The sequence below is a fragment of the Streptomyces sp. NPDC057002 genome (assembly GCF_042673825.1).
GTDB lineage: Bacteria > Actinomycetota > Actinomycetes > Streptomycetales > Streptomycetaceae > Streptomyces.
Window position 1 is genome coordinate 1408983 of record NZ_JBHURZ010000001.1, and the last position, 19123, is coordinate 1428105.

The 19123-nt window shown below is 71.8% G+C and carries 18 protein-coding genes; 7 read left to right on the forward strand and 11 right to left on the reverse strand.

What is annotated here, in order from left to right; all coding sequences use genetic code 11:
* The first annotated feature begins 125 nt into the window (after positions 1 to 125).
* Positions 126 to 842, forward strand: a complete 717-nt coding sequence (locus ACFT32_RS06350; protein WP_382486390.1) for a MerR family transcriptional regulator — start codon at positions 126 to 128, stop codon at positions 840 to 842.
* On the opposite strand, the gene ACFT32_RS06355 is transcribed toward ACFT32_RS06350, so the two are convergent.
* From ACFT32_RS06355 to ACFT32_RS06370, 4 genes are all read right to left on the reverse strand, one after another.
* The gene (locus ACFT32_RS06355; RefSeq protein WP_382486392.1) at positions 828 to 3014 is read right to left on the reverse strand and encodes a 3-hydroxyacyl-CoA dehydrogenase NAD-binding domain-containing protein; all 2187 of its coding nucleotides are present in this window, start codon (positions 3012 to 3014) and stop codon (positions 828 to 830) included. The two genes, ACFT32_RS06350 and ACFT32_RS06355, sit on opposite strands and share 15 nt — an antisense overlap.
* Positions 3015 to 3049: 35 nt before the next feature.
* Positions 3050 to 4264 (reverse strand): acetyl-CoA C-acetyltransferase, encoded by a 1215-nt coding sequence (locus ACFT32_RS06360; RefSeq protein ID WP_382486394.1) that lies wholly within the window; start codon positions 4262 to 4264, stop codon positions 3050 to 3052.
* 11 nt (positions 4265 to 4275) lie between these two features.
* Positions 4276 to 5421, reverse strand: a complete 1146-nt coding sequence (locus ACFT32_RS06365) for a CaiB/BaiF CoA transferase family protein (RefSeq protein ID WP_382486395.1) — start codon at positions 5419 to 5421, stop codon at positions 4276 to 4278.
* Positions 5422 to 5532: 111 nt separating this feature from the next.
* On the reverse strand, positions 5533 to 5913 hold the full coding sequence (locus ACFT32_RS06370) for an MmcQ/YjbR family DNA-binding protein (protein ID WP_382486397.1): 381 nt from the start codon (positions 5911 to 5913) through the stop codon (positions 5533 to 5535).
* Between the two features lie 92 nt (positions 5914 to 6005).
* Here ACFT32_RS06370 and ACFT32_RS06375 point away from each other — a divergent pair, with 92 nt between their 5' ends.
* The gene (locus ACFT32_RS06375; RefSeq protein WP_382486399.1) at positions 6006 to 7184 is read left to right on the forward strand and encodes a saccharopine dehydrogenase family protein; all 1179 of its coding nucleotides are present in this window, start codon (positions 6006 to 6008) and stop codon (positions 7182 to 7184) included.
* A 22-nt stretch (positions 7185 to 7206) separates the two neighbouring features.
* On the opposite strand, the gene mmpA is transcribed toward ACFT32_RS06375, so the two are convergent.
* The 4 genes from mmpA to ACFT32_RS06395 all read right to left on the reverse strand — a co-directional run bounded on the left by mmpA (position 7207) and on the right by ACFT32_RS06395 (position 9721).
* Positions 7207 to 7353 carry a morphogenic membrane protein MmpA gene (mmpA, locus tag ACFT32_RS06380; RefSeq protein ID WP_261684247.1) on the reverse strand — a complete coding sequence of 49 codons (147 nt, stop codon included), beginning with the start codon at positions 7351 to 7353 and terminating at the stop codon, positions 7207 to 7209.
* 102 nt (positions 7354 to 7455) lie between these two features.
* Positions 7456 to 8148 (reverse strand): endonuclease V, encoded by a 693-nt coding sequence (locus ACFT32_RS06385; protein ID WP_382486401.1) that lies wholly within the window; start codon positions 8146 to 8148, stop codon positions 7456 to 7458.
* 75 nt (positions 8149 to 8223) lie between these two features.
* Positions 8224 to 8547, reverse strand: a complete 324-nt coding sequence (locus ACFT32_RS06390) for a plasmid stabilization protein (RefSeq protein WP_382486402.1) — start codon at positions 8545 to 8547, stop codon at positions 8224 to 8226.
* 70 nt (positions 8548 to 8617) lie between these two features.
* A complete protein-coding gene (locus ACFT32_RS06395) occupies positions 8618 to 9721 on the reverse strand; it encodes a WD40/YVTN/BNR-like repeat-containing protein (protein ID WP_382486404.1) in 1104 nt (367 codons plus the stop codon).
* A gap of 247 nt (positions 9722 to 9968) precedes the next feature.
* Between ACFT32_RS06395 and ACFT32_RS06400 the strand changes: the two genes are divergently transcribed.
* On the forward strand, positions 9969 to 10385 hold the full coding sequence (locus ACFT32_RS06400; protein ID WP_184588159.1) for an SsgA family sporulation/cell division regulator: 417 nt from the start codon (positions 9969 to 9971) through the stop codon (positions 10383 to 10385).
* A 1-nt stretch (position 10386) separates the two neighbouring features.
* Here ACFT32_RS06400 and ACFT32_RS06405 read toward each other — a convergent pair whose 3' ends face one another.
* Together ACFT32_RS06405 and ACFT32_RS06410 are read right to left on the reverse strand one after the other, a co-directional pair.
* Positions 10387 to 11223, reverse strand: coding sequence for an isocitrate lyase/phosphoenolpyruvate mutase family protein (locus ACFT32_RS06405; protein WP_382486406.1), 837 nt, complete (start codon positions 11221 to 11223; stop codon positions 10387 to 10389).
* Positions 11224 to 11284: 61 nt separating this feature from the next.
* Positions 11285 to 11938 (reverse strand): GPP34 family phosphoprotein, encoded by a 654-nt coding sequence (locus ACFT32_RS06410; protein ID WP_382486408.1) that lies wholly within the window; start codon positions 11936 to 11938, stop codon positions 11285 to 11287.
* Between the two features lie 293 nt (positions 11939 to 12231).
* On the opposite strand from ACFT32_RS06410, the gene ACFT32_RS06415 reads away from it, so the two are divergent.
* From ACFT32_RS06415 to ACFT32_RS06430, 4 genes are all read left to right on the forward strand, one after another.
* Positions 12232 to 13857, forward strand: a complete 1626-nt coding sequence (locus ACFT32_RS06415) for an ABC-F family ATP-binding cassette domain-containing protein (RefSeq protein ID WP_382486410.1) — start codon at positions 12232 to 12234, stop codon at positions 13855 to 13857.
* A gap of 10 nt (positions 13858 to 13867) precedes the next feature.
* A complete protein-coding gene (locus ACFT32_RS06420) occupies positions 13868 to 16141 on the forward strand; it encodes an ATP-binding cassette domain-containing protein (protein WP_382486412.1) in 2274 nt (757 codons plus the stop codon).
* Between the two features lie 538 nt (positions 16142 to 16679).
* Entirely contained in the window at positions 16680 to 17456 is a 777-nt protein-coding gene (gene ddaH / locus ACFT32_RS06425) for a dimethylargininase (protein ID WP_382486413.1), read from the forward strand.
* A gap of 189 nt (positions 17457 to 17645) precedes the next feature.
* Positions 17646 to 18626, forward strand: a complete 981-nt coding sequence (locus ACFT32_RS06430) for an acyl-ACP desaturase (RefSeq protein WP_382486414.1) — start codon at positions 17646 to 17648, stop codon at positions 18624 to 18626.
* A gap of 73 nt (positions 18627 to 18699) precedes the next feature.
* Here ACFT32_RS06430 and ACFT32_RS06435 read toward each other — a convergent pair whose 3' ends face one another.
* Complete coding sequence (locus ACFT32_RS06435) at positions 18700 to 18945, reverse strand: WhiB family transcriptional regulator (RefSeq protein ID WP_382486416.1); 246 nt, start codon at positions 18943 to 18945, stop codon at positions 18700 to 18702.
* Between the last annotated feature and the right edge of the window lie 178 nt (positions 18946 to 19123).

Consider the following 19123-nt stretch of genomic DNA (forward strand, 5'->3'; position numbering starts at 1 on the left):
GCCACCTTCCCCCACCGAGCGCGACTCACGCGGTGGCATACGTCACAGAGCGCTACTTCTCACAGCACCTTCACGTCGGTCGCCGGAGGTTTCACAGCACTGGTGAGACAGCGATACTGCTGCATATGACGACCGACACCGAGGAGCCGACCCTCACGATCGACGAACTGGCCGCCCGGGCCGGTGTCACGGTGCGCACGGTCCGCTTCTACGGCACGAAGGGGCTGCTGCCGCCCCCGGTTCTCGGCCCCCGGCGGGTGGGGCACTACGGTCGGGAGCACCTGGCCCGGCTGGCGCTGATCGAGGAGTTGCAGCGGCAGGGCATGACGCTGTCGGGCATCGAGCGCTATCTGCGGCAGCTGCCGCCGGATCTGAGCGCGCACGACCTCGCCATCCACCGGGCCGTGGTGGCCTCCTGGGCGCCGGACACCGTCGAGACGGTCACGGCGAAGGAACTGGAGCGCCGGGCCGGACGGCCGCTCGGCGCCGAGGACGTCGAGCGGCTGGTCGCGATGGGCGTGGTCCGGCCCGGTGACGACGGGTACGAAGCCGACCTCGGTCTGCTCCGGCTGGGCGTCGGGCTGCTGGACGTGCCGCTCTCCCAGGAGGCGATCTTCGCGGCGCGCAAGGTTCTCATCGAACACACGCGCGCCGCGGCCCGTGAACTCTCCCAGCTCTTCCGGGGCGAGGTGGCGGAGCGTGACGCCCGGGACGTGCGGTCCCTGTCGGCGCACATGCACCCTCTGGTGGTGCAGGCGCTCCTCACGGCCTTTCAGCGGTCGCTGAAGGAAGAGCTGGGCGAGTGGCTCACGGAGCCTCCGGAGGAGTCAGCCCCGGGCTGAGTCGCTGAACCGCTCCCCCTTCTCCGCCTTGTCCACCAGGAGCGCGGGAGGCGTGAACCGGTCGCCGTAGCGCTCGGCGAGTTCCCGCGCGCGTGCCACGAATCCGGGCAGGCCGCCCTCATAGCCGTTGATGTACTGGAGCACGCCGCCGGTCCAGCCCGGGAAGCCGATGCCGAAGATGGAGCCGATGTTGGCGTCGGCGACCGAGGTCAGCACGCCTTCCTCGAGCAGCCGGACGGTGTCCAGCGCCTCGGAGAAGAGCATGCGCTCCTTCATGTCGTCGAACGGGATCTGATGGCCGGGCTTGGTGTAGTGCTCGCGCAGTCCGGACCAGAGTCCGGAGCGCTTGCCGTCGTCGCCGTAGTCGTAGAAGCCGGCGCCGCCGCTGCGGCCCGTGCGGCCGAACTCGTCGACCATGCGGTCGATCACGGCCTCGGCGGGGTGGGCGGTCCAGGTGCCGCCCGCCTCCTCCACGGCGCGCTTCGTCTCGCCCCGGATCTTGCGGGGCAGCGTCAGCGTCAGCTCGTCCATCAGGGACAGCACCTTGGCCGGGTAGCCGGCCTGGGCGGCGGCCTGCTCGACCGACGCGGGCTCGATGCCCTCGCCGACCATGGCGACGCCCTCGTTGATGAAGTGCCCGATGACGCGGGAGGTGAAGAAGCCGCGCGAGTCGTTGACGACGATCGGGGTCTTGCTGATCTGCCGCACCAGGTCGAAGGCGCGGGCCAGCGCCTCCTCGCCCGTGCGCTCGCCCTTGATGATCTCGACGAGCGGCATCTTGTCGACCGGCGAGAAGAAGTGCAGCCCGATGAAGTCGGTCTGGCGCTCCACGCCCTCGGCGAGTGCGGTGATGGGGAGGGTGGAGGTGTTGGAGCAGAGCAGCGCGTCGGGCGCCACGACGTTCTGGATCTCCTGGAACACCTTGTGCTTGAGGGAGGTGTCCTCGAAGACGGCCTCGATGACGGCGTCGCAGCCGGCCAGGTCCTGCGCCTCGGCGGTGGGCGTGATCCGGGCGAGCAGCGCGTCCGCCTTCGCCTGGGTCGTACGGCCCTTGGAGACGGCCTTGGCGCACAGCTTCTCGGAGTAGCCCTTGCCCTTGAGGGCCGCCTCCAGGGAGACGTCCTTCAGGACGACGTCGATGCCGGCGCGGGCACAGGAGTAGGCGATGCCCGCGCCCATCATGCCGGCGCCGAGGACGGCGACCTTGCGGACCTTCGTGGGCTCGATGCCCTTGGGGCGGTTGGCGCCGGAGTTGACGGCCTGGAGGTCGAAGAAGAAGGCCTGGATCATGTTCTTCGAGGTCTGCCCGGCCGCGAGGTCCACGAAGTAGCGGGCCTCGATGATCTGGGCGGTCTCGAAGTCGACCTGGGAGCCCTCGACGGCGGCGGCGAGGATGTTGCGCGGCGCCGGGTAGGGGGCGCCGCCCGTCTGCTTGCGCAGGTTCGCCGGGAAGGCGGGCAGGTTCGCGGCGAACTTGGGGTTGGCGGGCGTGCCGCCCGGGATCCGGTGGCCCGGCTTGTCCCAGGGCTGCTGCGACTCCGGGTTGGCGTCGATGAAGGCACGGGCCTTGGCGAGCAGTTCCTCCTGGGTCTCGGCGACGTCGTCGACGAGGCCGTTCTCCAGGGCGCGGCGCGGGTTGTACTGGGTGCCCTGGAGGAGGACCTTCAGCAGGGCGTCGGCGATGCCGAGCAGCCGGACGGTGCGGACGACGCCGCCGCCTCCGGGGAGCAGGCCGAGGGTGACCTCGGGGCAGCCGATCTTCGAGCCGGGCGCGTCGAGTGCTACGCGGTGGTGGCAGGCCAGGGCGATCTCGTAGCCGCCGCCGAGGGCGGCGCCGTTGAGCGCGGCGACGACCGGCTTGCCGAGGGTCTCGATGCGGCGCAGGTTCCGCTTGATCGCCATGCCGCCGTCGAACAGCTCCTGGGCCGTCTCGGGGGTGACGCGGATCAGGTCGCGCAGGTCGCCGCCGGCGAAGAAGGTCTTCTTGGCGGAGGTGATGATGACGCCCCGGATGGAGTCCTTCTCGGCCTCCAGGCGGTCGGTGACGGCGGCGAGGGAGTCGCGGAACGCCTGGTTCATGGTGTTCGCGGACTGGTTCGGGTCGTCGATGACGAGGGTGACGAGGCCGGTGCGGTCCTGTTCCCAGCGGATGGTGGTGGACTCAGTGCTCATGGGGATGTGCTCCGTAGTGATCCGTTGGGAGGTGGTCAGATGCGCTCGACGATCGTGGCGACGCCCATGCCGCCGCCCACGCACAGCGTGGTGAGGCCGTAGCGCTTGTCCTGGCGCTCCAGTTCGTCGACGAGCGTGCCGAGGATCATCGCGCCGGTCGCGCCGAGGGGGTGGCCGAGGGCGATCGCGCCGCCGTTGACGTTGACCTTGTCCAGGGACAGGCCCATGTCCTTCACGAAGCGCAGCACGACCGCCGCGAACGCCTCGTTGATCTCGACGAGGTCGATGTCGTCGATGGTCAGTCCGGCCTTGGCGAGGGCCTTGCGGGTGGCGGGGGCGGGGCCGGTGAGCATGATGGTGGGCTCGGAGCCGGAGACGGCGGCGGAGACGATCCGCGCGCGGGGGGTGAGCCCGTAGCGCTCGCCGACCTCCTTGGAGCCGATCGCGACGAGCGAGGCGCCGTCCACGATGCCGGAGGAGTTGCCCGCGTGGTGGACGTGGTCGATCTTCTCCACCCAGTGGTACTGCTGGAGCGCGACGGCGTCGAAGCCGCCGAGTTCGCCGATGTCCGCGAAGGACGGCTTGAGCTTGGCGAGGGAGTCGGCGGTGGTGCCGGGGCGGGGGAACTCGTCGTGGTCGAGGACGACGAGGCCGCTGCGGTCCTTCACCGGGACGACGGACCGCTCGAAGCGGCCGTCCTTCGTGGCGGTGGCCGCGCGCTCCTGGGAGAGGGCCGCGTACTCGTCGACGTCCCGCCGGGAGAAGCCCTCGATGGTGGCGATGAGGTCGGCACCGATGCCCTGCGGCACGAAGTTCACGTCGAGGTTGGTCATCGGGTCGTTGAACCAGGCGCCGCCGTCGGAGGCCATCGGCACCCGGGACATCGACTCGACGCCGCCGGCGAGGACGAGGTCCTCCCAGCCCGAACGCACCTTGGCGGCGGCCAGGTTGACGGCCTCCAGGCCCGAGGCACAGAAGCGGTTCTCCTGCACGCCGGCCACCGTGTCGGGCAGCCCGGCGGCGATGGCGGCGATCCGGGCGATGTCCGAGCCCTGGTCGCCGACCGGGCCGACGACGCCGAGGACGATGTCGTCGACGGCGGCCGGGTCGAGGCCGGGGAAGCGGGCGCGGATCTCGTGGATGAGTCCGACGACCAGGTCGATGGGCTTGGTGCCGTGCAGGGAGCCGTTGGCCTTGCCGCGACCGCGCGGGGTGCGGATCGCGTCGTACACGTACGCTTCGGTGCTCACGAGGGGGCCTTTCACTGAGGGTTGCGGAACGCTGGGAGGAGCCCGGGGACGTCCCAGTCCCGGGCGACGTCCGCCGTGTCGGCGCCCGGCCGCGCCGGGCCGGTGCGGACGGAGGTCGGGGTCGCGGAGAAACGGGGGGCCGGGGCGGGCTGGGTGATGCCGCCGTGGTCGGTGAAGGTGCCGCGGGCGGCGAGATGCGGGTGGTGCGGGGCCTCGCGCAGGGACAGGACGGGCGCCACGCACGCGTCGGAGCCCTCGAAGACGGCCGTCCACTCGTCCCTGGTCCGGGTCTTGAAGCGGACCGCGATCTGTTCGCGCAGTTCGCCCCACCGGGTGACATCCTTGCGGGCCGTGGCCTGGTCCTCGACGCCGAGGAGGGTCAGGAACTCCTCGTAGAACTGCGGCTCCAGGGCGCCGACGGCCATGTGCCTGCCGTCGGCCGTCTCGTACGTCCCGTAGTAGGGGCAGCCGCCGTCCAGGAGGTTGGCGCCGCGGCGGTCCTGCCAGCCGCCGGCGGCGAGCATGCCGTGGATCATCGTGGCGAGGTGGGCGGTGCCGTCGACGATCGCGGCGTCGACGACCTGGCCGGTGCCGGTCGCGCGGGCGTGGTTCAGGGCGGCGAGGACGCCGACGACGAGATACAGGGAGCCGCCCGCGTAGTCGCCGAGCAGGTTGGCCGGGACGGCCGGCGGCTCGTCCGGCCGGCCGATCATGCCGAGGGTGCCGGTGGGGGCGATGTACGCGATGTCGTGCCCGGCGCGCTCGGCGAGCGGACCGTCCTGTCCCCAGCCGGTCATCCGGCCGTAGACGAGGCGCGGGTTGCGGGCGTGGCAGACCTCGGGGCCGACGCCCAGGCGCTCGGCGACACCGGGGCGATAGCCCTCCACCAGGATGTCGGCGCGTGCGGCGAGGTCCAGCACATGGCCGGGGCCGTCCGGGGACTTCAGGTCGACGACCACCGAGCGCTTGTTGCGGTTGGTGACGTCGTACGCCGGGTCGATGGCGAGTCCGGGGCCGCCGGGGCGGTCCACGCGCACGACGTCGGCCCCGAGGTCGGCCAGGAGCATGGCGGCGAACGGGCCGGGCCCGATGCCGGCCAGCTCGACGACGCGCACGCCGGTGAGCGGGCCGTGTCCTGGCGTCTTTGCCGTGGTCATCCAGCCCCCAGTGCTGTGACACAACTGATGTAACACCAGTGATGCTAAGAACGCGTTCCGATCGGCACAAGACCTGAAGAGAGCAAGCGCTTAGTAATCTGCCCGACGGAGTCAGTCCGCGTCCAGTTCCGCTATCAGCCGTTTCGGCGCGATCACCCGGTAGCTCTCCTCCACCCAGTCGCAGAGCATCTCCGCGGCCGGGGCTCCCTGCGGCTCCAGGGGGACGCTCACCCAGCCGGCCTTGCCCAGGCCGTAACCGGCGGGCTCGGCGCCGGGGCTGGACAGGGCGTGGGCGTGGGCCGTCTCGTCCTTGAGCTTCACCGTCACACCCAGGGGGTAACTGCCGTCCTGGACGCCCAGGAAGACGAACACCTTCTTGTTGACCTTCGCGACGGACTCGCCCCAGGGGAACTCCTCGACGGCACCCGGCAGCCCCAGCGCGAACTCGCGCACTTTCTCCCACTTCTTCAGGGCATTCCTGGGCACGGCCATCGTCGTTCCTCCGGGCTCGTCGTCGGGCTCCGCACCCCTCACGCTAGCCTCGGCCACCGACAGCGGCACGGGCTGCACGACCGAGGGGTGTCATGAGCAGGCTGAACAGGACGGACCGTCCGTACGACATCGTGCTCTTCGGAGCCACCAGTTTCGCCGGAGCGCTCACCGCGGAGTATCTGGCCGCGCACGCGCCGGACGGGCTGCGCTGGGCGATCGCGGGCCGCAGCGCTCAGAAGCTGGAGCGGCTGCGCGAGCGGCTGCCGGACGGCGCGGAGGTGGGCGTGCTGCTGGCGGACGTCTCCGACCCGGCCTCGCTGCGCGCTCTCGCCGAGCAGGCGCGCGTGGTGGCCACGACGGTCGGCCCCTACGTGAAGTACGGCGAGGAGCTCGTGGCCGCCTGCGCGGACGCCGGGACCGACTACCTCGACCTCGCGGGCGAGCCGGAGTTCGTGGACCTGATGTACGTCCGGCACGACGCACGCGCGCGGGAGACCGGGGCCCGGCTGGTGCACGCCGCCGGCTTCGACTCGATCCCGCACGACCTGGGCGTGTACTTCACCGTGCGGCAGCTGCCCGAGGACGTGCCGCTGACCGTGGACGGTTTCGTGACCGTGGACGCCGCCTTCTCGGGCGGGACCTTCAACTCGGCCCTGAACCAGTTCGCGCGGCAGCGGGAGATGGCAGCGGCCGTGCGGGACCGGCGGCGGCACGAGCCGCGGCTGGTGGGACGGCGGGTCTCCGTGCCGACGGGTACGCCGCGGTTCGCCAAGGAGGTCGGCGCCTGGGCGCTGCCGATGCCGACCATCGACCCGCAGATCGTGCGGCGGTCCGCGGCGGCCCTCGAGCGGTACGGCCCCGACTTCCGCTACCGGCAGTACGCGGCGGTCCGGCACCTGCCCATGGCGGTGGGCGGGGTCGCGGCCGTCGGCGCGCTGGTGGCGGCGGCTCAGGTGCCGCCCGCGCGGCGCTGGTTGTCGGACCGGCTCAAGCCCGGGGACGGGCCGAGCCCCGAGAAGCGGGCGAAGAGCTGGTTCTCCCTGCGCTTCGTGGGCGAGGGCGGCGGCCGGCGGGTGTACACGGAGGTCTCCGGCGGCGACCCGGGTTACGACGAGACGGCGAAGATGCTCGCCGAGTCGGCGCTGTGCCTGGCCTTCGACGAGCTGCCGAAGACGGCGGGCCAGGTCACCACGGCGGCCGCGATGGGCGACGCGCTGATCGACCGGCTGAGCGCGGCGGGCATCCGCTTCCGCGTCGCGTCGACCCGCTGAGGGACGGCCGAGGGGCTCCGTCCTACATCGGCCACTCGGCGATGGTGTAGATCATCCCGGCGATCCAGGCGAGACCGGCCAGCACGGCGAGGATCAGCCCGACCGTGACGGCCCGCTCGACCGTCTGGGTCGGTCCGGCAACAGGCTTGGGAGCGCGGTGGGTTGTCATGCGCCCCAGCCTGCCGACGGGGCCGCGGCCGGGCATCCGTACAGGTACTCAGAGCCGGTACTCAGATCACACCGGCCGGTCCCTCGGCCGGGCGGTGGCCGGTCAGGTCGAGCAGGTCTCCCGCAGGGCCTCGCGGCAGAGGGCGTCCGCCCTGCGGGTGGTTTCCGGGAGACGGTACTCGGGGGTCAGCGCGAGGGTGTGGGCGCAGGCGCCCGCGAGCGTCACGCGGTGGCCGACCGAGACGAAGACCGGCTTGACGGCCTCCCGGGTGCGCAGGGCGCGGCCGACCTCCTCGGAGCCGGCGAGCAGCGCGGAGCTGCTGCCGCGCGGGGTGTCTGGGTCGTCGTAGGCGAAGGTGAAGGGGTTCTTGGCGACGCCGATCGTGGGGAGGCCGGTGAGGACGCCGAGGTGGCTGGCGAGGCCGAAGCGGCGGGGGTGGGCGAGGCCGTAGCCGTCGCAGACCACCAGGCCCGGCGCGAGCGGCAGGGCGTCGAGGGCGGCCAGGACCGCGGGGATCTCGCGGAAGGCGAGCAGTCCGGGCACATAGGGGAAGGAGACGCGGCCCACCGCCGTGGCCTGAGCGACGACCTCGAGACTCGACGCGTCCAGGACGACCGCCGCAGCCGCGACGACGTCACGTTCGTCGTCGTAGGCCACGTCGACCCCCGTCACACGGCCCGTGCCGGGCGGCGGTCCGGGTTCGTCGAGGATCACGCGCTCACGCAGTTCGTCCTGGACGGCGCGGGCCTCTTCCTCGGTCGCGGGCCAGTCTTCGGGGATGCGTACGGTCGTCATGGTGGGCCCGAGCCTACGGGCAGCGCGAAGGCCGGCGGGATCAGGGAGTCCCGCCGGCCTCGGGAGGCACGCGCCTCACTTGTTCAGTGCGCGCTGCAGCTGGCTCTTGTTCATGCTGGAGCGTCCGTCGACGCCGCGGCGCCTGGCCTCCTGGTACAGCTGGTCGTAGGTGGGCCCCTGGGAGCCCTTCCCGGACCGCTGACCGCCGCGCTTGCCGGAGGACATGTCCTTCGTGGAGGTGCGGCTGGCGGTCTTCGACTCGCCGGAGCGTGCGCGTTCCTTGTTCACCGTCCGCGCGGCGATCTCCTTGGCGCGGCCGGTGCTCTCGCCCCGGTCCTGCGCACTGTCCTTGATGTGCTCGTACTGGCGCTCCCGCTTGGAGCTCGAACCGCGTGGCATCACCGCTCACTTCCTTTCACGACCAGTGAACGGGTACCCACATTGCCGACTATCAGGGCGGTCCGCATGCTCAGTGCTCCAGGCGGGCAACCCGGCCCTTCTCGCCGGCGGCCCAGCACCCTCGGTCCGGGGTGCAGTCGACGGTGTCGTAGGAACCGGTGTCGACCGTCCGCCAGGTGCGGCCGCCGTCCGAGGTGAGGTCGGTGCCGGTGGGGCCGACGGCCAGGGCGGCGGTGCGGCTGTGCGGGAGCCAGGCGACGCCGGAGCGGTAGGCGGGCGGGGGTGTGGCGGCGGGGCGCCAGGTGCGGCCGCCGTCGGCAGTGCGCGCGGCGGCCCGCGGGGAGGGCTGCTCGGGGCGGAAGTCACCGCCGACCGCGAGGCCGTGAGTACGGTCGCGGAAGGCCAGCGCGAAGACACCGCGGGCCGGGTCGCCCGCCGGGAGGGCCGTGTCGGTGGCCGTCCAGGTGTGGCCCCGGTCGGCGGAGTGCAGCACCCGCGCGCGTGCGGCCCCGCCGGTGGCGAGCCAGACGTCCTTCGGCCCGGAGGTGACCAGGCACTGGCCGCTCGCCGCGAATCCGGCCTCGCCCTCCTGCGCGGCCGGCATGCCCGCGTTCGGCAGCACCTTCCAGGTACGGCCGCCGTCGCCGGTCGACAGGATGCGGAACTTCCCGTCCACCGGGTCGCTCATCGCGAGGCCGTGGCGGGGATCGAAGAAGGCCAGGCAGTCGTAGAAGGCCTTCGGGTCGGTGTTGCGGAAGGACTCCGTCCAGGTCGTCCCGCCGTCGTCGGTGCGGTACACCCGGGACGCCTCGCCCTCGCCGATGGCCAGGACCACGGCACGGCGCGCGTCGAACGCCTCGACGTCCCGGAACTGCAACTCCGCCGCGCCCGGGGGCGAGACGTTCCGCCAGGTCGCCCCGCCGTCGGTGGTGCGCAGCACGGTGCCGCCGGTCCCGGCGGCCCAGGCCGTGTTCCGGCTGACGGCGGCGAGGCCGCGGAACCGTACCTCCGGGGTGCCGGTGTCCTTCGGTTCCCAGTGCGGCACCCGGTGCTCCGGCTCGTGCGCCTGCGCCGGTACGGCGGTCAGGGCGGCCAGTGCCGCCACGCATGCCGCCGCCGCGGTCGCCCTGCGTCGTGTTCGTCCCGTCCGTCGCGTGCTCCCCAAGCGCCTCATGGCCGGGGAAGCTAGCCCACCGTCCGGGCGCCGTCCAGACGGCCTCGGCGGCGTTCCGGGGCCCCGCGGTGGGCGCCACAAACGCCCGCCGTGGCACATGAGGAGAGTCACGTCACTCTGGTGCATGAACGCGGTGACGGAGGTCACTCGCATTTCGTGTGCACGGATTGGCTGAATCCGGCGTCTCTTCCAATGCCCGGCCTCATCCGGCCGGAAGTCCGTCCAGCCGTCACAAGGGAGCAAGGCGTTGTCCATCGTCATCGAGCAGCCCGTGGAGGCCCGTCTCGTCGCCGCCGCGCCGCGAATGCCGAGCATTCCCGCGACGCTCCACTACGACCGACGTGACCCGTTCGCCGTCCGCATGACCTTCCCCGCCCCGGCCACGCTGGAGGGCGTCGAGGTCTGCTGGACCTTCTCCCGTGAGCTGCTCGCCGCGGGCCTGAAGGAGGCCGAGGGACACGGCGACGTGCGGGTGCGGCCGTACGGGTACGACCGCACGGTACTGGAGTTCCACGCCCCCGAGGGCACCGCCGTCGTGCATGTCCGCTCCAGTGAGGTGCGCCGGTTCCTGGAGGCCACGAGCGAGCTCGTGCCCGTCGGTCTCGAGCACCTCCAGCTGGATCTGGACCACGGTCTGGCGGAGCTGATGCGGGACGCGTGCTGAGCTAACGTCCCCGCGCCAGCAGGGCGTTGACCTCGCCGTAGTCCAGAGCGTCCGCGAGTGACCCGTATGTCCCCGTGTCCAGCAGCTCCCGCGCGGCTCGGCGGACCAGGGCGTGGGCGGCCTGGGCGACGCCCGAGCCCACACTGACACGAGCCACTCCCAGGGCCGCGAGTTCGGCGACCGGAGGTGCGCCCGGGCCTGCCATGACATTCAGCGGCCCGTCGACGCCGTCCACGAGTTCCTTCACGATCCCCGGGTCGACGGCCCCGGGGACGAAGATCCCGTCGGCCCCGGCGGCGCGGTACGCGGCGGCCCGCTCCAGGGTGGAGTCCACTCCCCCGGCGCCGCTCAGGAAGGTGTCGGTCCGGGCGTTGACGAACAGCGGCACGCCCGCCGCGTCGGCCGCCTCGCGGGCGGCGGCGATCCGCCCGGCCTGCTCCTCGACGTCCCGTAGCGGACCGCCCGCTCCGACGCCGACGTCGTACAGCGCGTCCTCGATGTTCACGCCCACCACCCCTGCGGCGAGGACCGCTCGGACGGTGTCGGCGACGCCCGCGGCGTCCTCGGCGTAGCCGCTCTCGATGTCCGCGGTCACGGGGACGGTCACGGCGCGGGCGATACGGGCGACGGCTTCGAGGGCCGCGTCGCGGTCCACCCGTTCGCCGTCCGGCGCGCCGAGCGCCCAGACGACCCCGGCGCTGGTCGTCGCAACGGCGGCGGCCCCCGCCTCCTCGACCAGCCGGGCGCTGACGGCGTCCCAGGCGTTGGGCAGGACCAGCGGGGTCCCGGGGATGTGCAGGGCACGGAAGGCCGAGGCCAGGTCGTTCCGGTTCGTCATACGGGCAACCCAAGCAGTGGGACGGGGGCCATGGCTGGCAGGAATCCGGCATGAACGTGAGTCAGCTCCGGGCAGGCGCCGTCGACTCCGCCGCCACCGCCCCACGCACCTCGCGCACGATCTTCCACAGCCCGGGCGCCACCGCCCCCGCACGCTCGGTCAGCTCCTCGACCCGCCACCCATGGACGCGGACGTCCTTCTCGGGCAGCAGGTGCGCCGCGACGGCGAGGGCGACGAGCGCCGCGTCCCGCTCGGACGTCTCGGCGACCGGCAGAGGTCCCTGGAGGACCCGCCCCGTCTCGTCCCGCAGCGCGTCCACGGCGGCGGCGCGCTCCAGCGCGTACTCGACGGACGGGAACACGCCGAGGACCCGCTTCTTCTCCGCCCGCAGATACCCCCCGGCCACGAGCTGCTCCCGCACGGCGTCGAGGGTCACCCGGGCCCGCAGTGTCACCCAGGTGCGCCAGGAGTGCGGGCACGACTCGTGGACCAGTTCCAGCAGCCCGTCGAGGACGGCGTCACCGGCGCGCGCGTCCATGTCGACCGGCGTGGCGATGCCGTCCTCGTCGGTGAGCAGTCCGCGCTGGGCCAGTTCGGTGAGGGCGCCGGCCCGCACGAGGCCGGCCAGGTGGCCGGTGCCTGCGGCCGACGGCCGCGCGGAGTCCCAGGCCAGCAGGCAGAGCCGGGCCGGCAGCGAGAGCGGGCCGTCGGTCACGGGGCCTCCTCGGGGCGCTCGGGCCGCACGTTAATTCGTTGACAGGCCCGACACCCCCTCGTACGTTGGGAAGCGTCCTGTTGCCGCCGATTGGAGAAGGACGTTGCTCGTCTGAGGTCCTGAGACACCGCGTCACACACATCAGGTGTGTGCGCTGCGTGCGACCTCGGCGATCGAGCCGTCCTTGGGTGCAGGGCTTTTCTCATGCCTGTGGACTCCCTCCTCCCTGGTCGCAGGTGTCTCGATACGCGTTTGCCCCTGACCGCATCAAGCAACCGCGAAAGAGGCCCCGCATGCCTACTTCGATCACTGTCACGTCCCTCTCCTTCACCTGGCCCGACGGCTCCTCCGTCTTCGAGGGCCTGGACGTCGCCTTCGGCCCGGGCCGCACCGGCCTGGTCGGTGTCAACGGGTCGGGAAAATCCACCCTGTTGAAGCTGATCGCCGCTGAGCTCGCACCGGCCGACGGCGCCGTCCGCGTCGCCGGCGAGGTCGGCTACCTCCCGCAGAACGTCACGCTCGACACCACCCTGCGCGTCGACCAGGCCCTCGGCATCGCCGCACAGCGGGCCGCGCTGCACGCCATCGAGGCGGGCGATGTGGCCGAGGCGCACTTCGAGACCGTCGGCGACGACTGGGACGTCGAGGAGCGCGCCCTGGCCACCCTGAGCGAACTCGGGCTCGGACACATCGAGCTGGACCGCACCATCGGCGAGGTCTCGGGCGGCGAGTCGGTCCTGCTGCGACTGGCCGCGCTGCTGCTGCGCCGGCCCGATGTGCTGCTGCTGGACGAGCCGACCAACAACCTCGACCTGTACGCGCGCAGGCGGCTGTACACGGCCGTCCAGTCCTGGCCGGGTGTGATGGTCGTCGTCAGCCACGACCGTGAACTCCTGGACCTCGTCGACCAGATCGCGGATCTGCGCTCCGGCGAGATCACGTGGTACGGGGGCAACTACTCCGACTACGAGGAGGCCCTGTCAGTCGAGCAGGAGGCGGCCGAGCGCATGGTGCGCGTCGCCGAGTCCGACTTCCGCAAACAGAAGCGCGAACTGGCCGACGCGCAGGTCAAGCTGGCCCGCCGCAAGCGGTACGGGCAGAAGATGTTCGAACAGAAGCGCGAGCCGAAGATCGTCATGGGGGCGCGCAAGCGCGCGGCGCAGGAGTCCGCGGGCAAGCACCGCATCATGCACGAGGAGAAGCTCGCCGAGGCCAGAGAGCGGCTCGACGAGGCGGTGGAGGCCGTACGGGACGACGACGAGATCCGTGTCGACCTGCCCTACACGGCCGTGCCGCCGGGGCGTACCGTCCTCACCCTCCAGGATCTCGGGCTCCGGTACGGCGCCCGCGTGGAGGGCGGCTTCGAGCTGCGCGGCCCCGAGCGGGTCGCGCTGATCGGGCGCAACGGCTCGGGCAAGACCACCCTGCTGCGCACGATCACCGGCGAGCTGGATCCGGAGTCGGGCGACGTGCGGACGCATGTCCCGCTGCGGTTCCTGCCGCAGCGGCTCGATGTTCTCGACGGGGAGCTGACCGTCGCCGAGAACGTGGCCCGGTTCGCGCCGGACGCCACCAACAACCGGATCCGGGCGCGGCTGGCCCGCTTCCTGTTCCGGGGCGCCCGGGCCGACCAGAAGGCGGCGACGCTGTCCGGCGGCGAACGCTTCCGGGCGGCGCTGGCCGCGCTGATGCTGGCGGAGCCCGCGCCGCAGCTCCTCATGCTCGACGAGCCGACCAACAACCTCGACATGGCGAGCGTGCATCAGCTCACCACGGCCCTGGAGTCCTACGAGGGGGCGCTGATCGTGGCCAGTCACGACCTGCCGTTCCTGGAGTCGATCGGCATCACGCGCTGGCTGCGGATGGAGGACGGAGAACTGAAGGAAATCACGCCAGAGGCTGTCGGGTATTCCGCCTAGCGTCGGCGGCATGACCGACTTCACGCACGATGTCATCACCCTGACCGGAGCACGCGAGAACAACCTCAAGGACGTCACCCTCCGCATCCCGAAAGGCCGGCTGACCGTGTTCACCGGCGTTTCGGGGTCGGGGAAATCGTCCGTCGTGTTCGACACGATCGCGGTGGAGTCGCAGCGCCAGCTGAACGAGACGTATCCGTGGTTCGTCCGCAACCGGCTGCCCAAGTACGAGCGGCCGCACGCGGACGGCCTGGAGGACCTCTCCCCCGCGATCGTCGTCGACCAGCGGCCGGTCGGCGGCCACTCCCGGTCGACCGTCGGCACCATGACGGACGTCTACTCGGTGATCCGGGTGCTGTTCTCCCGGCACGGCACCCCGAGCGCCGGGCCGGCCACGGCCTACTCGTTCAACGACCCGTCGGGCATGTGCCCCGACTGCGACGGCCTCGGCCGTACGGTCCGGCCCGACTGGGACCGCATCGTGGACCCGGACCGCTCCCTCGCCGACGGGGCGGTCCGCTTCCCGCCGTTCGCCGCCGGGACCTGGCAGGGGCAGGCGTACACGAACAGCGCCGACCTGGACCCGGACAAGCCGGTGGGGCGGTTCACGGCCGGCGAGCGGGAGTTCCTGATGCGCGGGCGGCCCGGCGGCAGCAAGGTCAAGGTCAACGGCACCGGCGGCACCTGGACCACCGAGTACGAGGGGCTGGCCGACCGCTTCGAGCGGCTGTATCTGAAGCGGGACCTGTCGGCCATGAGCCAGAAGACCCGCGACCTGGTCCGGGAGTTCCTGGTGGAGGGCACCTGCCCGGCCTGCCGGGGAGCCCGGCTCAACGCGGCGGCGCTCGCGACCCGGATCAACGGGCGTTCCATCGCCGAGTGCGCCGGGATGCAGGTCCCCGATCTCATCGCCGTACTGAAGGGGATCGACGATCCGGTGGCCGGGGTGATCGCGGGGGCGGCGGTGGCCGCGCTGGAGCGGATCGAGACGATCGGGCTCGGCTACCTCAGCCTCGACCGGGAGACGGCCACGCTCAGCGGCGGGGAGGGGCAGCGGCTGAAGACGGTGCGGCACCTCGGTTCCAGCCTGACCGGGATGACGTACATCTTCGACGAACCGAGCGTCGGCCTGCACCCGCGCGATGTGGGCCGCCTCGGCGATCTGCTGCTGCGGCTGCGCGACAAGGGCAACACCGTGCTGGTCGTCGAGCACGACCCGGATGTGATCGCGCTGGCCGACCATGTGGTGGACATGGGCCCGGGGGCGGGCACCGGGGGCGGCACGGTGGTGTTCGAGGGCACCCCGAAGGAGCTGGCCGCGTCCGGCACGCTCACCGGCCGCTGTCTGCGCACCCGTACGACGGTCAAGGACGAGGTGCGCGGGCCCGTCGGCGACCTGTGGGTCAAGGGAGCCGACCGGCACAATCTGCGGGACGTCACCGTACGGTTCCCGGCCGGTGTGCTCACGGCGGTGACCGGGGTCGCCGGGTCGGGAAAGAGCACCCTGGTCGCGGAGTTCACCGCCGCCCACGACGAGGCCGTGGTCGTCGACCAGTCGTCGATCGGGATCTCGGGCCGGTCCACTCCGGCGACCTATCTGGGGATCATGGACACGGTACGGAAGATCTTCGCCCGGGAGACGGGGGCCGAGGCGGGCTTCTTCAGCTTCAACTCGAGCGGTGCCTGCGGCACCTGCGAGGGCCGGGGCATCATCTACACCGACCTCGCCTTCATGGACCCGGTGACGACGACCTGCCACGACTGCGAGGGACGGCGCTTCAGGGACGAGGTGCTGCGGCTCACCGTGCGGGGCGGCTCCATCGCCGACGTCCTGGAGATGACGGCCGAGCAGGCCCTCGGCTTCTTCGACGACCCGGGCGTACGGCGCCGGCTGCGCGCACTGCGGGACGTCGGACTGACGTATCTCACGCTCGGCCAGCCCCTCTCCACGCTCTCCGGAGGCGAGCGGCAGCGCATCAAGCTGGCCACGCGGCTGCACCGGACGGGCGCGGTCTACGTTCTCGACGAACCGACGACCGGTCTGCACATGGCGGACGTGGAGGGGCTCGTCGGCCTGCTGGACCGGCTGGTCGACACGGGCAACACGGTCGTCGTCGTCGAGCACAACCTGGACGTGGTCGCCCGTGCCGACTGGGTGATCGACCTCGGCCCGGACGGCGGCAGGGACGGCGGCGAGGTCATCTTCGAGGGCACGCCGCGGCAGCTCCTGGAGGCGGAGGGTTCGTCCACCGGGGAGCACCTGCGGCGGGCTTTGCTGGGGTAGGGGCCTTGCCTTTGCCCACCCGCCCGCCCGAATCGGTTGGGCAGGAGGCTTGCCTTGCCTCGGGGTTCTGCCCGTGCCTCGGCGGGGGCGTTGTCCCTGTTTCCCACCCACCCGCCCGAATCGGTTGGGTAAGAGGCTCGCCCTGCCTCGGGGCTCCGCCCCGGGCCCCGGCGGGGGCTCCGCCCCCTGCGCCCCACAGCGGGGACCTCGCCCCGGGCCCCGGCGGGGGCTCCGCCCCCTGCGCCCCACAGCGGGGACCTCGCCTCGGACCCCGGCGGGGGCTCCGCCCCCTGCGCCCCCAGCGGGGACTTCGTCCCCTGCACCCCTGAGCCGTGCTTCACCCCCTCCACCCCGAGCCGGACTTCATCCCCCTGCGATCCCCCGGCGCCGCACCCCCAGCTCCTCCCTCCCTCCCGGGGGTGTCCTCCCGCGGGATCGCCCTGCATCATGGTCGGCTGACGCCCGATGCGTTCCGGTCGATCCCGGAGGTCCTGTCGGTGCGGTCCCGACACGTCCCATCCGATACGGAGTCACGCTCGTGCCCAGCAAGAAGGCCCTCGTCCGCCGCCCCAGCCCGCGTCTTGCCGAGGGGCTGGTGACGCACATCGAGCGGGAGAGGGTCGACGCCGACCTCGCGGTCGAGCAGTGGGAGGCGTACGTGGCGGCCCTGCGCGCGCACGGCTGGGACACCATCGAGGTGGATGCGGCCGACGACTGCCCGGACTCGGTGTTCGTCGAGGACACGGTCGTGATGTACCGGAACGTCGCGCTGATCGCCCGCCCGGGCGCCGAGTCCCGGCGCCCGGAGACCGCCGGGGTGGAGGAGGCCGTGGCCGGTCTGGGCTGCTCGGTGAACTGGATCTGGGAGCCGGGCACGCTGGAGGGCGGCGACGTCCTGAAGATCGGCGACACCGTGTACGTGGGCCGGGGCGGGCGCACCAACGCCGCGGGCGTGCAGCAGCTGCGCGCCGCGTTCGAGCCGCTGGGCGCGCGGGTCGTCGCCGTACCGGTGAGCAAGGTGCTGCACCTGAAGTCGGCGGTGACGGCGCTGCCGGACGGCACGGTCATCGGGCACATCCCGAAGATGGACACGCCGTCGCTGTTCGCGCGCTTCCTGCCGGTGCCCGAGGAGGCCGGCGCGCACGTGGTCCTGCTCGGCGGTGACAAACTGCTGATGGCGGCGAGCGCGCCGAAGACCGCGGAGCTGTTCGCGGACCTCGGGTACGAACCGGTCGTCGTGGACATCAGCGAGTTCGAGAAGCTCGAGGGATGTGTGACGTGCCTCTCGGTGCGGCTGCGGGAGCTGTATGCCTGACCGGGCCGCTTCGTCCCTCTTCCGGCCCTCGACCTGCGGGTCCCGGGGACGCTGCGGAGCGCGCGAGCGACCCGCTGATCAGCGGCCTTTACAGAGCTCTTAACCTACGGCATCGTAACCTACGGAAACGTAGCCTACGATTCCGTAAGTTACCGCTCACCGCTCGTACGCATGTCCCCTGGAGAGTCCATGACGATCACCACTCCCCACCTCGGCAGCCCCGCCGGCGCCTGGACCGACGCCCAGCTGCTGTACGCACTGGAGGAAGTGGTCGAGAAGGAGCTCAACCGGCATCTGCAGGTCGCCAAGGACTGGATGCCGCACGAGTATGTGCCGTGGACCGACGGGCGCAACTTCCCCGGCCTCTTCGACGACGGCGAGGCCTGGGAGAAGGAGCAGTCCAAGGTCACCGAGATCGGCCGCATCGCACTCGTCGTCAATCTTCTGACCGAGGACAACCTCCCCAGCTACCACCACGAGATCGCCTCGCTCTTCGGCCGTGACGGCGCCTGGGGCACCTGGGTGCACCGCTGGACGGCCGAGGAGGGCCGGCACGGCATCGTGATGCGGGACTACCTGCTCACCTCGCGCGCCGTGGACCCGGACAAGCTGGAGCAGTTCCGCATGTCCCACATGAGCGAGGGCTTCGAGTCGGACAACCGCCACTCGATGCTGCACTCGGTCGCCTACGTCGCCTTCCAGGAGCTGGCCACCCGCATCTCGCACCGCAACACGGGCCACCAGTCGGGCGACCCCGTCTGCGACCGGATGCTGTCCCGCATCGCGACCGACGAGAACCTGCACATGGTCTTCTACCGCAACCTGCTCAAGTCGGCGTTCCAGCTCGCGCCCGACCTGACGATGCAGGCGGTGCGGGACGTGGTCGTGAACTTCCGGATGCCCGGTCACGGCATCCCCGGCTTCGAGCGGGCCGCCGCACAGATGGCGATCGGCGAGGTCTACAACATGCGCATCCACCACGACGACGTGCTCCAGCCCGTGCTGCGCTTCCTGAAGATCATGGAGATCGACGGCCTGGGCCCCGAGGGCCGCAAGGCGCAGGAGGAACTCGGCCTGTTCATGAGCGGCCTGGACGCCGAGGCGTCGAAGTTCGACGAGAAGCTGGCCGCGCGCAAGGCCCGCATGGCGGCCCGGGCGGCCGGCGCCTGACCCGGCAGCCGCAGCCACACGCTCAGCCCCCTGGCGGGATGTCCCGCCAGGGGGCTGTCGCGTGCGACAGGCTCTAGCCCGACCTGCGCCGCAGCTCCAGCCGTTCCTTCTCCGACAGGCCGCCCCAGACGCCGAAACGCTCGTCGTTGTCCAGCGCGTACTCGAGGCACGCCGAGCGGATCGGGCACAGGCCGCAGATCCGTTTCGCCTCCCGCACCGAACTGCCCGGCTCGGGGAAGAAGAAGTCCGCCCCGGTCTGCGCACACAACGCTTCCTGCTGCCAGGCGAGTTCGGGCATGGTGATCGTGTCGATGTGCATGGCCAGAAGCGTCGCGGTCGGCGAAAAACGTTCGATCAACGCGGGATCAACACCGCGTTCACGCACCCCCGGCCACTCCGATCATCACCTCTTCGACGAGCCGGCGCACGGCGGCGCGCGGGAGCCTCGCGCACCCCGCCCCGGCAGGTCTCCGGCGGCGTTTGTCAGTGGGCGGTGC